Here is a 16,246-nt window from a genome sequence, read left to right as displayed (position 1 = left end):
GTTAATCGGGGTATTACCTGATTACTTTGAGGCGATTGTTAATGTTTAAGATGGCTTCACATTCGGTAGTATCATTAAATGAAACGAGTACAGCTCTCTCTAGCCATGGTTCGCGGTCAATTATTTCTCCCCATTTAACGGAACCAAAAGATAAATAAAACTTAAAAGGTGGTACAGGCCACATAAATGCCAAATTAGGTTGGGTATTAACTAAGAATAACCCTGAACCCGAAAGCCCTATTCCAATACCTGCAGCAATGTGAGGGGATGTAGTCTTTGAGTTAGGTACTTCAGAATCACAGTTGATCGTTATTTGATCATTATTGCTTTTTTCAAGTTTGCTAAAACAGTAAGTTAGCTGCTTTTTATTATATTGTAATGTCGTACATCCTTTTTCAGGTGGGTTAATGTTAAGACATTGAGATGCAGCGGCGTTTATTTTAATGCTTCGACTTAATGATAAAAAATTAGGTTCCCTAACATCGCAAATAACGCCAGATTGTAAATGTCTTCCAGGTTGTGACCAAATAACATTGAAGATATCGCTCCATGAAAATCTTATCATCGTATTTGGTTCAGCATATTTGACCATCCATGCAAGTGTATAGAACGAACTATTTTGGGCTTGCTCTTCAGGTAAGGCCATAAATACACAAAAACTAGTTGCATTGCTGGAGTTATTTTTAACTTTTAAAGTATAGTTAGTCATTGCTCTGGCACACCTTCCTAAAAGATATCAAGCCCACTTAATTGTAAATAATTCTGCAATATTGATTGGACGTGTTTCAAGGTCACCCTCTGTCGTGATCTGAGTTTGAGTACTCGCTGCAAGATTAACACCATAGGCTGGACTTCCTTTTTCAGGATTAAGCATATTCACAGGCTTAAAAGTAATGGTATGTTGATGCTCTTTAAATATATCGGGCTCTGTTGTACCCACTAGGTCACCAATATTATTCGAATCGCCTGACATTTTACGTTGTTTGGCATTTTTATCTCTACCGGCTGAGTTATCCCAAGCACGACTGAAATATCCTCTAAAATCAGGTAATAAAGAAAATTCACCTTGCTTGCCGAAGCGATAGTTAATAACCGAGTTTAGCCGTGTTTGATCACTGTTCAATGCAATTGGTATAGTACATAGAGGTAGTTCTTCTGCTGGTGCTTGTTCTGTTGCTACGTACTGCTTTCGCTCACCAATGACACCTGCAACAATACAAGGCAGACTAGCTAAAGCTATATAGCCCTTGTTTGCGAATATTTTTTTTACAGAAATAACGACAGACGGGGAAGAGCACGAAAGTTCAACAAAAACAGTTTTTGCATCCATTGCAATTTCTAATTCGGTAGATATATTGAGTTCTTGGCTGTTTTGGATTGTGTATGTTCTTTGGACATATGTAATACCGTCTGACAAGCAAAAGTGTAGCTCGCCTGTTCCTTTAACATTTAACTGTGCCACACAGCTAATGTGTTCAGAACATAGAGTTTCTTTCCATCTTGGAAACTCGTGAATATTTTGTCGAAAGCTCATTGTGGCGTTTTCTTCTGTACTGGTAACGATTCGACAGCCGTTATTTTCTGAACTAATTTGTGAACCATTACCTGGATCACTGTATATCCAGCCATCGGGGTGGTTATACTTAATAGGTTGTGTATTCGTTTGATTACTAAAATAACGAAAGTCGTAGTTATACACTAAGTTTTTTTGTTGCATTGCAAATAATAAACTATCTATATCATAAGTATGTTGATTATCTAGAGCAGCCATATTTGATTCCCTCCAATTAATGTGTGCGCCATTAATTAGCGCACACAAATTAGCATTAATTTAGTACTAAAACATTTTGGCTATTTAAGGTTGCGCTCTGCGTTAAAATTCCTTGATATGGAATTTCGAGAGCTCTGCCACTGTTCATGATTGTTTGCGTATCTAAAATTTCGCCAGTTTTGAAGTTACCAGCAACAAGGTAATATTTAGGCTTGGGTGTCCATGTTAAATTCATATTCGGTTGCGTACTGACTAAAAAAGTCCCCGCACCACTCATAGCAATACCAATACCCGCAGCAGCTGATGGAGTGGTGTTTGAATTAGGTACTGTCTCGTCACAATTTGTAAAAATACTGCCACTATTACCTTTTACAGGAGAGCTCATGTTAAAGGCATCATTAACATTGTCGTAGCCTAAAGTGACTGTATTCGCACCATCTAAATCAACTCGTTTTGATTGTGATGTTTTACAGATAACGCCAGGGCGAAGCTCTTGACCTGGTCTTGACCAAATTGCACTGTAGTCAATTTCCCAAGCAAATTCGGCAGTTGTTCCTTGATATGCATACTTGCTAAACCAAGCTAATGTGAATACATTACCGCCAACATCTAATGATGGCTTTTCTTGGAAAATTGCAAATCGTGTTGGGTTAGTTGAGTCGTTTTTAACTAATAATTTATAAATAGACATCCTCGTTTCCTTTTAGTTGTGTTACATCATGTAAGTAAGTGTGTACTTGGTATATCAACCAAGTCACCAAAAGATAGGTCTTCTAATTAGAGATTGTTATTACGAAGTATTACCTGCACTGTGTAATACTTTGTTATGGAATATTTCTCCCTAGTATCTAGATTGAGAAAGGAAGAGTGACTTCCTATCAATTTAGATTGCAAAGGAGACAGTAATGAAATTAATTAATTCGGTTATCTATAGCAGCTTTATCAGTTACCTATTTATTTCTGCAACTCAGGCGGCTGCAGACCCAATATGTGATGTAACAGCACAATCTTTTGCTCATATTCAGCAAAGGCATTGCACTGCAGGTGTACAAGCCAGTCAATTTTTGCCTCAGTATTGTGCAACAATTCAAGATGCACAACAATTTTGCGAACAAGTACAAAATGCAACTAATAAATCACGAACAGTACAGCCTGATTCTCGTATTAGGTATGATGCTAACCTAGGGATGGTAGTTGGTACTCAGCAAGAGAAGTGCGCCCGCTTGATAATTAAGCCAAATGGAGAGGTTGTTACTCAGTTCCCTGAACTAAATGGTGCACCGGGAAACTGTTTTTAATGTCAATTTTGGAATAGATAATAATGAGAAAGATCGTTCTATCATCTACAACATTTCATCTCGATGAGCCTGAATTTCAATGCTCTTTGACAGATGAGCTTTGGCATGATGGTTATGAGTATATAACTATGTTAAATGATGCTCCTATACTACAGCGGTTTTGGAAGCATCAATATGGCGTAGAGGCTGAAAATCCAATATCAGTTAGTATGCTTAATCAGCTTACTGAAGAGCTTGACAAGTGTATTGCTTGTTACCCTATGGAAGAGTCGCTTGTGGCATTTAGCCTTGAATTTAAATCATTGATAAATAAGGCTGTTCGCTACAATTGTTCGCTACAAATAATAGCTCAGTAATCGACCAGTGAATGGCTGTAGCTCAGCTCGTTGCCACAGCCATTTCTTAATTTTTAGGCTCTGTTGATTCACAATTCGCCCCCTTTACAATTGTAAAGTACGTCCCTGCAAAACGAACTTTACCTCGTTTACGTTCAATCAAAATATCAGCAGATAATATATTATTGAAAGAGTCCATAAACTGTTTTCGCGCACGGTGGATCTGAATATTGACATGGCTCTCATTAATACCGAGATCGCGTGCTAATTTCTTAACTTGTACCCAGCCCTGTACATCAGGCTCAAATTTATTTTTGATATCAGTCAATTTATTACGAGCCAGCAATAAAGTAAGATAGTGGTGAGAGCGAACATCTAGGTCAACTAATTTATTATGTTGCCTTATTTTTAATTCGGTTTGCTCTTCATCTAAGCTTAAACTGAACATAAATTTAAGGTTATTAATAGACGTAGGACTTAAATTCAGCGTGTTTTCTTGTGATGCCATTTCTGCTTGAAAAAACTGCCACTGCTGTTCTGCAATTGTTATTTTTTGGCCATCTTTTAAGAGTGTTAATTGGTGAGTTTCTGTATTTTCATAACACCAAGAGAGTCTCTCAGGGTCGTAATAAATAACAGCTTTGGGGTGTTGGCTATCGGGTAAAAAATGATAAGGTTCGAGCAACATACAATGTGTATTTGTTCCATTGACCGGTAGTAAAAGGTCTCTTGGTGGATCGATAGAAGTTAACTGGTAATCTAAGTTATTTATTTCTGAAAAGCTGATGCGATCATTTAGGGCTAATACGGAATTGGTTTGCTTATCAAGTCGTTTACCGTTTAGCCAAATACCATTTTTGCTTAAGTCACGAATGTACCAGTGTGGTTTAACCCACTCTATTACAGCATGAATACGTGTCACTTCTGGGTAGTTTAATAAGGTGTCAACAGAGTGGGCTAGCCGACCAAAACGATGAAAGTCGCGCAGATAAAAGCTCATATTTGAGTTTAACTTAGTCAGTATAGCCATACAGCTCTCTTTTGGTCTTTTAGTAAATAATATTACACTATCATATTGTATATATTGACTTTGCATTTAATTAACATTAAATACTAGACTAATTATTTACATATGATGGATCGAACAGTTTGTGTTAGAGGATTATTACAAACAAATACAAGTTTTGGCGCAAGGAGGAATGAGTACGATATACCTTGCAACAGATCTAGAGTTGAATAGACAAGTAGCCCTCAAAGTTATGAAATTAGCTGGAGATAATACTGAGCGAGCCATCATCGAAGCAAAGTTAATTGCAAGCTTAAATCACCCAAATATAGTGCAGCTTTATAAGATAATTCATCGGGATGAACAAATTTTATTAGAAATGGAGTATGTTAAAGGAACGACCTTAGCCCATTTAATGAAAGAACAGAGTCTCACTCTTACTAAAAAGTTAGAAATACTTATTCATATCAGCGATGGCCTAGCTGCAATTCATGATAAAGGCATACTACATCTCGATTTGAAACCTGCCAATGTATTAGTTAGTGATGAAGACACAGTTAAAATAACAGATTTTGGTATCTCAAAAATTAAAGGGGCTGAAGCGACAAATATAGGCACTGATTATGGCAGTTTAAAGGCAATGTCGCCTGAACAATTGAATAATCAAACTATGGATTTTCGTAGTGATTTGTTTTCACTAGGGCTAATAGCTTATCAATTATTAACAGGCTACCATGCCTATTCAAAACAAGCATCGAGTAATATAGGGCAAGATTTAGCAAAACAAATAATGTCATTTCCTTGTAGCGCAAGTTATGAATCGATCAAAGAGTTATCTGCCGATTTAGTGCCTTTACTTAAACAATTATTAGCATTCAAAGTTGATAAACGACCTGAAAGCGCTCGTGCCGTAGCATCTCAGTTTAGGCGGATTTTAGACTCACTTAGTTTTGAAAGCCTGACTGTAGATGTTAAAAGCTATCAAAATAATAACAACGTAAGTAAACGTTTTTTCAATAGAAGATTATTTCTTACTGTGGTTCTTTGTCTGTTATTGAGTGCGGGGAGCTGGCTTTGGTATTCATCGAAACTGATAGAGAAGATAGCTTTGATGCCAGTAGAATTTACAGTGAGTAGCCAAGTTACGGATACACAAAAGCGCTTACTTAGTCTTGGCGTCAAAGATGCAATAACCGAATATGTACTTGCGGATCGCAAGTTTGCTTTAATTTCGAGCAAGGAAGTTACACAAACACAATTAATACTTGGTAATGATGCAGGCCTAAATAATTTAGCTGCTGCGCTAAGAGCTACTAAGCTACTGATTCCTGTATTAGATTGTAGTCTTTTGTCTTGTGACTTTACACTAAACGAATTAGATAAAAACGCCACAATGGTAGGCACAACCCGAAGTGCAACAAATAAAGAAAGCTATCTAAATATTTATAACTCAACACTATCTTCAATACAAAACTTGCTTAGCCCAAGCATCCTGTCAAATAGGGAACTGTTATTGTCAGATGAGTTTATCAGGCAATATGTATCTTTAGTTACCCTAACTGCGAATGATTTAGGTAGTACTCAAAAGCAACGTGCCATGGCTGAAGCCTTGTTATCGCAACAGCCAGATTTTAAGCCTTTATATCCTTTATACCGAAAAATAATTTTACGACTTTATAAGTCTTCCAAAAATGTAGCGCTCATAACAAAGTTACAATTTCAACTTGAACGAGCGCCAACTTCATACAGTGACAGTCCTGCTTATTTAATTGACCTACTTGAAATATATCAACAAACGGGGGAGCACATTAAAGCCGAAAAAATTATTAGCAGAATTCAAAACTCATCATTAGAGGAATACCAAAGAGAAACTATTTTGGCTATTTATTTTAAGCGTATAGGTCGCCTTGAAGAATCTTTAAAGCATGCGAAAATGGCATATAAAATAAGGCCAACTTTATTAGCGACAAGAAACCTTGCAATAGCGTATCTCACATCGGGGAAACGTGCTAACGCATTAAAATATTTAAAGGAGGTATTAAGTTATAACCCTAACGATATTGTAACGCTAAAAACAGTCGCTGATGTATATTTGTTATCGGGTGACTTGAAGGCTGCAGAGAATAACTACCAAAAACTGATAGATTCGGGGCGGCAAAGCGCTTCTATTTATAGTAATTATTCAATTACTCTTTCTCTACAAGGTGAGTTTGTCGATGCATTAAATTTTGCTCAAAAAGCGATGATGTTAGATGCCAAAACAACTACCTTACAACTTAACTATGCCGATTTACTTCATTTTAAGGGCCGCTTTACAGAGGCCGAAAGCTTATATTTAGAAGTCAATAAGCAGCTTGATTCTTCGTCGCAGAACGTTGCAGAACAACTTGAAAAAGCACAAGTGTTGATTCATTTAGATAGAAATCAACAAGCAATGAACCAGATTGAACAGCTGTTAGCTACTAATTCTAATTTGGCAGAGGCATACTTTGTTAAAGCAATGCTACAAAGCTTGTTGAATGAAAAATACTCGGCGTTAGCATCAATAGAGCAAAGTATAAATTTGGGGTGGAGCCCAGTTTTTTACCGTTTACAATGGTTTAAGGGGTTATGCTCTGAAAATAAGCTGATGAGCTTAATAGGTAAAGAGCATTATAACTTTTTATGTCCAGTAAAAAATAGCGCAGAGTAAGCTCTGTACTAGTGTGGCTCCATATCTTCAATTATAACGCGTGGGTCTTGCGAAAAATAACGCATAAGAGAGTTAACGTCAGTGCTCTTTTTTGCAATTAATCGAAAATTAATTTCATAATTTGTACGTTGATCCAACTGCCCTGATACTACTTTTTTTGGATTCTCAGCCAATAGTTTGTTCAACTCCTGAGATAAGGCTTGATGCGGTAAAATACTAGAAATTGTAATAATTAATGACTTCCCTTCATTGGCAACAAGGCTATTTAGTTGGTAACTAAAGTTATCTTTAGCATCTGAAAAATAGCTGCCATTTTCAGAAAAAGTCCACTCCGATTCGTTTGCTAACTCATAATATAAGTTCAGGCTTCCACCTGTAGTGAGTTCTTTATAGTTGATTTTAATATCTTCAGCGCTAGAGCCTGATTTAGAAATAAACTCCCAAGAGTCATTTTCGTTTGGGATAACGCGAAAGCTAAGATCGTTCATGATAAAAGTCCTGTTTTAAATTTAAAATTTCTTATTTACTCCATGAGCATTTTAACTATAGATGTAATTAAGTATTCCACCAAAAAATAACAATAATTATTTTTGTTCATAAAAAGTAAAAAAGCTTAACAGGCTTGAGAAACCACGTTCGGCCAGCGCTCTATAATATATTAGTATATCGCCTTGCAACTAACACCAGGTAGTGGCTCAGTAGCTTTACTATCTAAATGTCGGATAAAACATTGCTTACCTTTAATCATTAGTTCAAACTGATCCGGCATATTGAGCTGCTTGCCCATAATCGGATTTCCCTGAGGATCTTTATGATTAAGTCGCTCAAGCGTAACTGTGCTTGAGGTGACAAAAACATCGTCGGCTAATTGAACCTGCGAGCTATGCAGCAGTTGCGCAATTGCGTCGGCTACTTTAGCGCTATTGGGCTCGATTAGTAACGCATGTTGCAACTTAGGTGTGGGCTCTGAGCTTTGTGCTAAGCACCCCGTTAACCCTAATGTCGCTGCAGTCATGCTTATTACTAGTAATTTGTTCATTGCTTATCTCATGTTATCACTAAGAATAATATTTTGTTTTAGCATGGTTTGAATTCGCATATCTTTTACTTCTGGGATATCGGTGGCGATTATGGGCGCAAAACCAAGAACACTATTTGTTGAGCTTGGGGCAGGGCAATTACCGCTTTCTCTATAGCTCAGCGCTGTACCTAATAAGTCTTCACTAGCATCACCTAAGCGCTTAGTAAAGTCATCGGCAACAGCACAACCAGCAATACGAACCGGTTGGCGTGCGTCATCAATGGTATTTTGCGGTGCGAAGCCATCTGAATATTCACCAAAACCTTTGTTATTTTCGCCAGTAAATTGAATAGTAAAATAAGTGGTGTCGCAGTTGTCGGTAGGGTAAAAACCATACGGTTTACCGCAGGTGCCTGCGCCTATCTGAATAATTTCAACATCTGCTCCGCGCAGCCCATTAATTATAGCCTCACTAGCCGAGCAAGTACTGCTGGTGGTAAGTACAAATACCCGTTCTAAGTTTAAGGTGGGTAACGGCGTGCCCGCTACAATTGCAGGATTATTTTCAAAGCCGACAAAACGATTTGTAAAAGGCATCGGCGTCAGTGCTTGGCCTGTGACGGGGTTGGTATTAGGGTATTTATCATTAAATATGGTCCGTTCAAATATTTTACCTTGCGTGTTACTGCCCCCCACCATGTAGCCTACTTGGCTAGCCATTTGTAATAACCCCCCCCCGTTATAGCGCACGTCAATGACTAAATCTTTAATGCTACTGGCAGCGAGTTGGTTAAAGGCGTTATAAAGCTGTGTTTCAGCTATGGCGTTGTGGCTATTAAATTGAAAATAACCCACATCACCATCGGCTAAATCGGTACGCACATTCATTATTGGTTGCGATTCGATGTTTTGAGACGTGAGTGTCACTGTGCGATTTTCATTAGTACTGATATCCCTAAATACAAACTCGGTAACTTTACCCGTTTGATCGGGGAATAAACCTGCATTAATAATATCTACCTCACTCGATGAGGTGGTGTTAATAAAATCAACGCCATCAACTTCTAAAAGCTCAAAACCACGAATAATATTTTGATTACTAGCTGGGGTATTTGGTTCGGTATAGCTAACAACTGCTTGGCGTGGCGCGCTACTGGCAATTATTTTTACATTAAAGCCATAACCAAAGCTTAGACCGGATTGATTTTGTCTTTGCCACTCATCGGTCGGCAAACTAAAGTGAAAATTATCTTTTTTCGCACCTGACTCAGTCAGTTGCTCCGTTTTTAAAGTATTAAAGTAACCAATAACGCCTGATGTTAATGCGGGGTTGGTATCAATAACTTCGTCATACCATAGGTAGGTTTCGTTACTCCAAGAGCGTAGCCAGTTTTTTTCATTAATTGCTTGGCATTGACCTTTAAATTGCCCTGAACTGGCAAATACACCTGGAGTCCAGCCGCTATTATTAGTTGTTGGGTTGGTCGCATTGTCGCTACCTCCACCGCCACAACCTGTTAATACAGCGGCTAGCGAGCAAGAGAGTAATGTGTATTTAAGAGAAGATGGATTAAAAATGGCCATACGCATGCTCGTTTTTTAAACTGTTGAGCTAAATATAGCGGTTTTCATTTAGAGTTGATAGAGGCTTGCAGCATTTTTGTAACTCAAATATTGCCATGTAAGATCGTCGCTACACAGGCTGCGATAATGTTGCCATAACTCGTTGTAGTTAATATTAATTTGGCACACGGGGAAGTTGCTAGCAAACATCACTCTTTGCATACCAAAATGCTTTAAAATATGTTTAAAACATTGGTTTTGCTGCTCGCTATTAAGCATTAGTAATTCAAAACCTGAAAACTTAATCGCAACATTAGGCTGTTTTGCAAGTAGCTCAATTGCAGTTGCCCAGTTAGCAAGGTTGTGTGCAAGCCCTGCGTGATTAATGATTATTTGTAAGTCACTAACTTGGTTGGCATAAGAAATGAGCCGCTCGGTGATGTTGAGGTTTTCTACTTCAAATTGGGCTTCAAAATGCAGCTTTAAATGGCTCAAGTGCCGCAGGTTATCGAGACAATGAGGGCTCAATAAGCGCTCGGCATCATGACCTTCAGTGATATCTCTAATGCCTACAAGAGAGTGATGTTCTAGCTGCTGAAGTGCTAGTTTAAATGCGTTATTTGGCTGGTTAATTGTTGCAAAGCTAATTGCTTTATAAGGTATAGTTTTAATATGTCTGGCTAACCAGTTTAATTCTTTAACAGGCTGGTTATTATCAAAGCCTGCCTCTATGTGCACTAAACCTGCGAGTTCAAAGTTAGTACTTTTGATCAGTTCAGCAGCGCTGATGGGCTGCTTTATTTTATCTAAGTTAGACCAAGCTGGTGGGTTCGCACCTTGTAGCCAAGTGTATTGACCCTCCAGCAAATTAAAAAAGTGCAGATGCGGGTCAATAATTTTAGTGCTCATTGTGCTGTGTAGCCGCCATCAATACGTTGTAAGCTACCAGTAATAAAGCTGGCATCTGCACTTACTAAAAAGCTTACCAGTGCAGCAACTTCATCGGCTTGACCTAAACGGTTGAGTGGTTGTAATGCGGCTTCTTCTGCAACAATATCGGCTTTGTTAGCACCACTTCTTTTACAATATGCATCAATTGCATTATGAAATAACGGCGTTTCTATAGTGCCAGGGCACACTGCATTAGCGCGAATATTAAAACTTGCGTAATCTAAGGCGGTGGTTTTAGCCATTGAAGCCAATGCATGTTTAGTTAAGTTATAAGCAAATGAGTTTTGTTTGCCAATAATGGCTTGGTCTGAGGCAATTAATACAATAGCGCCATCTTGTTGTGCTTTCATAGCTGGTAATACGCTTTGTATAGCCGCGTACGCACCTTTAACATTCAGTGCCATTAACGCATCAAATGTCGCTTCATCGGTTTGCTCAATTGTGGCACTTAGGTGCTTGCCAGCATTTGAAACAAGTACATCAATGCGTTGTGTCTTGTCAATAATAGCTTGTATGCACTGGCGTACGGCGGTTACATTACTAACATCACATTGATGAAAAACACCACTCTCACTGGGCTCAATATCTAAGTTATGAACCTGATAGCCGTTAGCTAATAATCGCTGTACCACAGCAAAACCAATGCCTTTAGAACCACCGGTTACTATTGCAACTTTTGACATACTTGTTCCTTTAACTAGCAATTAATGTGCGTGGCCGCAACCACCTTCAGCATGAACATGGCCATGAGAGATTTCTTCGCTTGTTGCTTCACGAACGGATACAATCTCAACATCAAAGGTCAGTGTTTTACCAGCAAATGGGTGGTTTAAATCACAATCAGCATTAAAGCGGCCTACTTTTACGATAGTCACTTGATGGCGACCCTGATTTGATTGCACCATTGCAGTCATACCTGGCTTCCACACTTTTACATCGCCTTGTAAATGCTTAAGCGGAATGCGCTGAATTAAATCATCAACACGCTCGCCGTATGATTCACTTGGAGATAACGTTACGCTAAATTTATCACCAGCAGTTTTACCTTCAAGTGCGGTTTCTAAACCGGGTAGCATGCCTTCGCTGCCGTGAATGTAACTTAATGGCGCGTCGTTAAGGCTACTTTCTATTTGCTCACCGGCTTCGCTAAGGGTGTAATGAAATTCAACGGCCGAATTTTTACTGATTTGCATGCATGTCTCTTTAAGATTTAAATAAATTAAAAAGCAATTTTACGCGAAATACTGCGCTTTAGAAACTTAACGGGGATGATTTAATGTATTTTGTAAGTCGAGTAACAGATCTTTTTTAGCCGGTGTGGTTTTAGGTGTCGCAGCTTGGGGTATAAATAAAACTAACTGAGTCCCAGGCTTTAATACGCTAGATGCTGATAACTTATTCCAACGTGCTAAATCGCTATGAGCAACGCCATACAACTGACTTATATTCCACAGGTTATCACCGGGCTTAACGTGGTAATCTACCTCGATGGTTGGAATGACGGTCTCTTTTTGTTCCAAGTAAGGGCTTATTTTATAGTTAATAGTGAGTGATTCAGGTAACGTTTGAGGCTCTCCTAAAATAAGTTTTTCGCCAACACCAATAAAGTTATTTTGCTTATTATTGAGCTGTTTTAGTGTCTTTAAAGGCAAGCCAAAATGCCTAGCAATACCGTATAGTGTGTCATTTTTTTTGACTATGTATTCGCCTGCAAAATTGGCTTTAAAAAAACGGTTTTTTAGTAAAGCTTGTTGCTCAATAGGAAGTAACAAAGTATGCGGGCCGTGGGAGGAGCTTTGGTTTTTTAAATAACCTCGATTGAGGGCATGTAGTTGCTTTACACCCATGCCAGAGAGCTTGGCCATAATTGAAAAGTCGAACTGTTTTGCCACATTTAACGAGGTGGTCAGTGCTTTGTAAGGAAGCTTTGGCCGTTTAAACTTTGCTTTAGGGTGCTTTACTAAATAGCTTAGTGCTAACAGTTTTGGTACATAGTCAGCGGTTTCTTTTGGTAGGGTTAATGCCCAAAAATCAGTTGACTTCCCTCGCTTTTGATTGCGTTTTATAGCGCGTTTAACTCGGCCTTCACCGGTGTTATAGGCCGCAAGTGCATGCAACCAATTACCATCAAAACGTTTATGTAAATAGCTTAAGTAATCTAGTGCTGCATCGGTTGAGGCCAATACATCTTGGCGTCCGTCGTACCATTGATCTGATTTAACCCCAAAATGATGTGCAGTTGCTGCAACCAGTTGCCATACACCCACAGCGTGCTCACTTGAGCGTGCGGTAGGTCTAAAGCCACTTTCTACAAATGGCAGTAATGCCAGTTCCATGGGGAGCTGCTTTTGCTCTACTTTTTTTACTATATGGTATAAAAAAGGCTCTGCACGGCGAGACACTATTTTTAAATAATTCGGTTGTTTTAAATACCAGTTAATGCGTTTCTTTAACGCCTGATTTTGCTCAACCGGTAAATGTAAGTTATCAGCAATATGTGCCCATAAGTCAGTTGGTTGAGTTACTTTTAGGGCTTTAGGCATTGTTTTTTTATTAATGATTTTTTTGGTGTTTGTAGAGGTCGGCGTGTTTGATTGTGCGGTTTTTTGCTCTACAGGTGCAGGGACTACAGGCGCAATGATCTCTGGCTGTGTGGTTTTACAGCTACATAGCAATACAATGGCAAAGCATAAGATCAGGTGACGCATTTTGTTCCTTTTTAAAAAATATATTTCCATATTTTAACACAATCCATTGTGTTCAGTTATTGACTGTTTTTAGCGCGAAGTAATCCCGATTGCAAAAATAAGTTACTTGATTTTATATCAAGTGGTTCTTGTTGGTAAGGTTTTAGTGCTTCACTTGGGAAGTTTTTTTGTAATTGCTCAATACTGGCTTCAGGGTTGTTTTTAACATGCTCCGTAATTGCTTCTAAAAACGTGAGTGACTGTTTTAATTTAACTTTATCGACTAAATTGCCATGGCCAGGAATAAAAAGTGACAGTGTATTATTATTTATATATTTTTTTAATAAACTTTGCCATTGCTTAAGCTTGCCATGCCCTGGGTAGGGGAGCCAGTCAATGATATCACCACCTATTAAGGTTTTACCCTTGTCAGCAAGTAATGTTAAATCGCCATTAGTATGTGCCTGATACGGGTTGATAGTTAATACATAATTTCCTAAATCTAATGTTTTAGGCTCACTAATACTCATTTTTGGTGGTGTTAGTTGATAATTCTGCCAGCGAAATAAGCGTGTTTTAGCGCGAGTGAGCTTTTCTCGCCATTGAGCTTGCTCTGCATCGGGTAAGGTGGCTAATCGCTGATAGCTCAGCTCAATGCTTTTCTCGAACCCCTCTAGCTTATCTGTTAATGCTTGCTGATAACGCGAAAAGTCGTTAGCGACTTGTTGGTGAGAAATCAGTTTTGCGTCTGGGAAGTAATGCTGCATAACCGCCATACCCAGCAAGTGATCGTCATGAAAATGAGTGGCAACTAAGTAACATAAAGGCGTCTTTAGCTGTTGTTTTAGTTCGGTAACCAGTTGTTCTACTGCTGCAAAGTTACCACTGGCATCTACCAGTAAGGCACACTCACTGCCCTGAATTAACACTTGATTAGAGTCGTAAAAACGTAACCTATCTGGCTGCTTGATAAATTGAATATTAGCCGATAACGATTGCCACTCAACTGCTGCATTGCTTTTTGTATGTATAAATAGGCAGATTAAAGGCAGTAAGCACTTACCTATTTTTTGAGCTTTAGTTAAAAGTGGTTGCATCTTTTTCTCTAGCTATATTTTGACGGTAAAAACAATAAAAGCGCAAAATGCGCTTTTATTTAGTGTGTTCAGAGTTTGAGCTTAAGTATTGACTCAACTTATCAATCAATTGATCTTGATGCTCAAGCTCAACTGATTTTTGAGTTTTTGCTTCAAGCAATTCGTGGCTTAAATTCAAAGCAGCCATAAGTAATGCTTTTTGATCGTTTCTGACAGTTGAACGTTGTTTCATTTGTTCAACTAAATCATTCAGATTTTTGGCGGCCGCTTTTAGTGCCTCTTCTTGCCCAGCCGGACAAGCAAATTGCTGCTCTTTACCAAGCAATTCAACAGTGACTCGCTGGTTTTGCAGCTCAGACATTAGCTTGCCTGTTGTGCGCTTTGTAATTTATCTAATAATGACGACAAGGTGGTGCTTGCATCTTTTTGTTTTTCTTCATTTTCAAGGGCTTCTAACTGTAATAACTCATTTTCATCAAGCAGTTTACTGTTTTGCTCTTTAAGCTCTGTAATATCAGTTTGCAACTGATTATTACGGGTAATTAGTTGGTCGATCAGTTGTTCGAGTTGTTGAAGAGTATTGTTGTTCATAAATGCGCCCATATAACTGTAATTAATGTCATGCAAATGTAAAGCAAAGTGTGTTTATTTGCCAGCATTTACACTGGTTTTAGGTGATTTTTATTCTATGTTAAGGGATAATTCATGCTATTGGCTTTTTCATTCAGAAATGGTTCACGTAAACACCCGCTTTTGCTGTGACGATTGCCAAAGCAGTGTGCTTTATGGTTCACTAATTTTATTAAACAGCGTATGGCGAAAATAAATAATGCTTAGTTACAGACACTCCTTTCATGCGGGTAACCCTGCCGATGTACTTAAACATTTAGTGTTAGCGCAAGTGCTGGGTTATCAAACAATAAAAGATAAGCCGCTTGACTATATCGATACGCATTCGGGTGCTGGTTTTTTTGAGCTGGCAGCACCAGACGCGCAAAAAACCCAAGAGTACCAAGATGGCATAGAAAAACTTTGGCAACATACCAGTCAGCACGGTGCCTTAAATGACTACATTGAGTTAATAAAATCGTTTAATGAAAGTTCGTCTCTGGCGTTTTACCCAGGTTCACCAAAAATCGCCGAACACTTTTTACGCCGCCAAGATAAGGGCTGGTTTTTTGAGTTGCATCCGCGAGATTTGGTATTACTTGAAGAAAACATGCAAGGTAAGCGCTCTATTCGAGTACGCGGCGAAAATGGGTTTGCGGGCTTAATTGGTTTATTACCGCCAGCCTCGCGCAGAGCCTGTGTGTTAATAGACCCACCTTATGAAATAAAAGACGATTACAATACGGTAGTACAAACCATTGTCAAAGCCCACCAACGCTTTGCGACGGGTACATATATGATCTGGTATCCGGTTGTGGACAGAGAACGTATTGATAATATGGAGCAGGGTTTAATTGACGCGGGAATTAAAAATATTCAATTATTTGAATTAGGTACCGAAGCAGATACAGAAGTACATGGTATGACCGCCTCTGGAATGATAGTGATAAATCCACCATGGAAGCTGAAACAAACTATGGATGACGTGTTACCTGAACTAGTAAACTTGTTGAGTAAGCCTAGTGGTTTTTACCGTAGCGAGCAGCTAGTCGCCGAATAAAAATAAATAAGCTTAGGGTCTGTTGACCTTTGCGGATTAAAATTTGTTCAAACTAGGGGCGGTTTAATCGCGGCGCGAGGTTTGTAACCTAGTGGGCTAAGTAAAAACCGAGCAACAAAGAGTAAATCGCCCCTAGGCAGAACCCTTCGGGCAGCG

At 38.7% G+C, this 16,246-nt stretch carries 18 protein-coding genes; 4 read left to right on the top strand and 14 right to left on the bottom strand.

Going from position 1 to position 16,246, the window contains the following annotated elements; translation table 11 throughout:
• Positions 1 to 13 precede the first annotated feature (13 nt).
• The 3 genes from CWB76_RS00835 to CWB76_RS00825 are packed head-to-tail and all read right to left on the bottom strand — an operon-like array spanning position 14 to position 2,462.
• The gene (locus CWB76_RS00835) at positions 14 to 709 is read right to left on the bottom strand and encodes a RhiA family protein (RefSeq protein WP_138604961.1); all 696 of its coding nucleotides are present in this window, start codon (positions 707 to 709) and stop codon (positions 14 to 16) included.
• Between the two features lie 27 nt (positions 710 to 736).
• A complete protein-coding gene (locus CWB76_RS00830) occupies positions 737 to 1,771 on the bottom strand; it encodes a hypothetical protein (RefSeq protein WP_138604960.1) in 1,035 nt (344 codons plus the stop codon).
• Positions 1,772 to 1,826: 55 nt separating this feature from the next.
• Positions 1,827 to 2,462 (bottom strand): RhiA family protein, encoded by a 636-nt coding sequence (locus tag CWB76_RS00825; RefSeq protein WP_138604959.1) that lies wholly within the window; start codon positions 2,460 to 2,462, stop codon positions 1,827 to 1,829.
• Positions 2,463 to 2,676: 214 nt separating this feature from the next.
• Between CWB76_RS00825 and CWB76_RS00820 the strand changes: the two genes are divergently transcribed.
• Both CWB76_RS00820 and CWB76_RS00815 read left to right on the top strand, forming a co-directional pair.
• Positions 2,677 to 3,069, top strand: coding sequence for a hypothetical protein (locus tag CWB76_RS00820; protein WP_138604958.1), 393 nt, complete (start codon positions 2,677 to 2,679; stop codon positions 3,067 to 3,069).
• Positions 3,070 to 3,092: 23 nt separating this feature from the next.
• Positions 3,093 to 3,425: a hypothetical protein gene (locus tag CWB76_RS00815; protein WP_138604957.1), complete on the top strand. Its 333-nt coding sequence runs from the start codon at positions 3,093 to 3,095 to the stop codon at positions 3,423 to 3,425.
• 46 nt (positions 3,426 to 3,471) lie between these two features.
• On the opposite strand, the gene CWB76_RS00810 is transcribed toward CWB76_RS00815, so the two are convergent.
• Complete coding sequence (locus CWB76_RS00810) at positions 3,472 to 4,434, bottom strand: FHA domain-containing protein (RefSeq protein ID WP_138604956.1); 963 nt, start codon at positions 4,432 to 4,434, stop codon at positions 3,472 to 3,474.
• A gap of 121 nt (positions 4,435 to 4,555) precedes the next feature.
• Here CWB76_RS00810 and CWB76_RS00805 point away from each other — a divergent pair, with 121 nt between their 5' ends.
• Positions 4,556 to 7,102, top strand: coding sequence for a serine/threonine-protein kinase (locus tag CWB76_RS00805; protein ID WP_283235051.1), 2,547 nt, complete (start codon positions 4,556 to 4,558; stop codon positions 7,100 to 7,102).
• A gap of 8 nt (positions 7,103 to 7,110) precedes the next feature.
• Here CWB76_RS00805 and CWB76_RS00800 read toward each other — a convergent pair whose 3' ends face one another.
• From CWB76_RS00800 to CWB76_RS00755, 10 genes are all read right to left on the bottom strand, one after another.
• Complete coding sequence (locus tag CWB76_RS00800) at positions 7,111 to 7,590, bottom strand: hypothetical protein (protein WP_138604954.1); 480 nt, start codon at positions 7,588 to 7,590, stop codon at positions 7,111 to 7,113.
• A gap of 170 nt (positions 7,591 to 7,760) precedes the next feature.
• Positions 7,761 to 8,141: a hypothetical protein gene (locus CWB76_RS00795; protein WP_249363145.1), complete on the bottom strand. Its 381-nt coding sequence runs from the start codon at positions 8,139 to 8,141 to the stop codon at positions 7,761 to 7,763.
• Between the two features lie 3 nt (positions 8,142 to 8,144).
• On the bottom strand, positions 8,145 to 9,707 hold the full coding sequence (locus CWB76_RS00790) for a S41 family peptidase (RefSeq protein ID WP_138604953.1): 1,563 nt from the start codon (positions 9,705 to 9,707) through the stop codon (positions 8,145 to 8,147).
• A 48-nt stretch (positions 9,708 to 9,755) separates the two neighbouring features.
• On the bottom strand, positions 9,756 to 10,595 hold the full coding sequence (locus tag CWB76_RS00785; protein WP_138604952.1) for an amidohydrolase family protein: 840 nt from the start codon (positions 10,593 to 10,595) through the stop codon (positions 9,756 to 9,758).
• Positions 10,592 to 11,320: an SDR family NAD(P)-dependent oxidoreductase gene (locus CWB76_RS00780; RefSeq protein WP_138604951.1), complete on the bottom strand. Its 729-nt coding sequence runs from the start codon at positions 11,318 to 11,320 to the stop codon at positions 10,592 to 10,594. The genes CWB76_RS00785 and CWB76_RS00780 overlap by 4 nt, the downstream gene beginning before the upstream one ends.
• A gap of 21 nt (positions 11,321 to 11,341) precedes the next feature.
• Positions 11,342 to 11,830, bottom strand: coding sequence for an FKBP-type peptidyl-prolyl cis-trans isomerase (locus tag CWB76_RS00775; protein WP_138604950.1), 489 nt, complete (start codon positions 11,828 to 11,830; stop codon positions 11,342 to 11,344).
• A gap of 66 nt (positions 11,831 to 11,896) precedes the next feature.
• On the bottom strand, positions 11,897 to 13,345 hold the full coding sequence (locus CWB76_RS00770) for a transglycosylase SLT domain-containing protein (RefSeq protein WP_138604949.1): 1,449 nt from the start codon (positions 13,343 to 13,345) through the stop codon (positions 11,897 to 11,899).
• 56 nt (positions 13,346 to 13,401) lie between these two features.
• Complete coding sequence (locus tag CWB76_RS00765; RefSeq protein WP_138604948.1) at positions 13,402 to 14,421, bottom strand: MBL fold metallo-hydrolase; 1,020 nt, start codon at positions 14,419 to 14,421, stop codon at positions 13,402 to 13,404.
• A gap of 55 nt (positions 14,422 to 14,476) precedes the next feature.
• Positions 14,477 to 14,782: a cell division protein ZapA gene (locus CWB76_RS00760; protein WP_010391716.1), complete on the bottom strand. Its 306-nt coding sequence runs from the start codon at positions 14,780 to 14,782 to the stop codon at positions 14,477 to 14,479.
• Entirely contained in the window at positions 14,782 to 15,012 is a 231-nt protein-coding gene (locus CWB76_RS00755; protein WP_008113449.1) for a hypothetical protein, read from the bottom strand. The genes CWB76_RS00760 and CWB76_RS00755 overlap by 1 nt, the downstream gene beginning before the upstream one ends.
• A gap of 238 nt (positions 15,013 to 15,250) precedes the next feature.
• On the opposite strand from CWB76_RS00755, the gene CWB76_RS00750 reads away from it, so the two are divergent.
• Complete coding sequence (locus tag CWB76_RS00750; RefSeq protein ID WP_010391717.1) at positions 15,251 to 16,090, top strand: 23S rRNA (adenine(2030)-N(6))-methyltransferase RlmJ; 840 nt, start codon at positions 15,251 to 15,253, stop codon at positions 16,088 to 16,090.
• Positions 16,091 to 16,246: the final 156 nt, after the last annotated feature.

The organism is Pseudoalteromonas sp. S1609 (assembly GCF_005887255.1).
Taxonomy (GTDB): Bacteria; Pseudomonadota; Gammaproteobacteria; order Enterobacterales; family Alteromonadaceae; genus Pseudoalteromonas.
Note: the sequence above shows the minus strand (reverse complement) of the source record. Positions and strands in the feature narration are given on the sequence as shown.

Coding starts and splice junctions, on each gene's coding strand:
- CWB76_RS00835 (WP_138604961.1), bottom strand. CDS start 709: ATGACTAACTATACTTTAAAAGTTAAAAATAACTCCAGCAATGCAACT.
- CWB76_RS00750 (WP_010391717.1), top strand. CDS start 15,251: ATGCTTAGTTACAGACACTCCTTTCATGCGGGTAACCCTGCCGATGTA.
- CWB76_RS00830 (WP_138604960.1), bottom strand. CDS start 1,771: ATGGCTGCTCTAGATAATCAACATACTTATGATATAGATAGTTTATTA.
- CWB76_RS00800 (WP_138604954.1), bottom strand. CDS start 7,590: ATGAACGATCTTAGCTTTCGCGTTATCCCAAACGAAAATGACTCTTGG.
- CWB76_RS00755 (WP_008113449.1), bottom strand. CDS start 15,012: ATGAACAACAATACTCTTCAACAACTCGAACAACTGATCGACCAACTA.
- CWB76_RS00825 (WP_138604959.1), bottom strand. CDS start 2,462: ATGTCTATTTATAAATTATTAGTTAAAAACGACTCAACTAACCCAACA.
- CWB76_RS00765 (WP_138604948.1), bottom strand. CDS start 14,421: ATGCAACCACTTTTAACTAAAGCTCAAAAAATAGGTAAGTGCTTACTG.
- CWB76_RS00770 (WP_138604949.1), bottom strand. CDS start 13,345: ATGCGTCACCTGATCTTATGCTTTGCCATTGTATTGCTATGTAGCTGT.
- CWB76_RS00785 (WP_138604952.1), bottom strand. CDS start 10,595: ATGAGCACTAAAATTATTGACCCGCATCTGCACTTTTTTAATTTGCTG.
- CWB76_RS00820 (WP_138604958.1), top strand. CDS start 2,677: ATGAAATTAATTAATTCGGTTATCTATAGCAGCTTTATCAGTTACCTA.
- CWB76_RS00780 (WP_138604951.1), bottom strand. CDS start 11,320: ATGTCAAAAGTTGCAATAGTAACCGGTGGTTCTAAAGGCATTGGTTTT.
- CWB76_RS00815 (WP_138604957.1), top strand. CDS start 3,093: ATGAGAAAGATCGTTCTATCATCTACAACATTTCATCTCGATGAGCCT.
- CWB76_RS00790 (WP_138604953.1), bottom strand. CDS start 9,707: ATGGCCATTTTTAATCCATCTTCTCTTAAATACACATTACTCTCTTGC.
- CWB76_RS00795 (WP_249363145.1), bottom strand. CDS start 8,141: ATGAACAAATTACTAGTAATAAGCATGACTGCAGCGACATTAGGGTTA.
- CWB76_RS00760 (WP_010391716.1), bottom strand. CDS start 14,782: ATGTCTGAGCTGCAAAACCAGCGAGTCACTGTTGAATTGCTTGGTAAA.
- CWB76_RS00775 (WP_138604950.1), bottom strand. CDS start 11,830: ATGCAAATCAGTAAAAATTCGGCCGTTGAATTTCATTACACCCTTAGC.
- CWB76_RS00810 (WP_138604956.1), bottom strand. CDS start 4,434: ATGGCTATACTGACTAAGTTAAACTCAAATATGAGCTTTTATCTGCGC.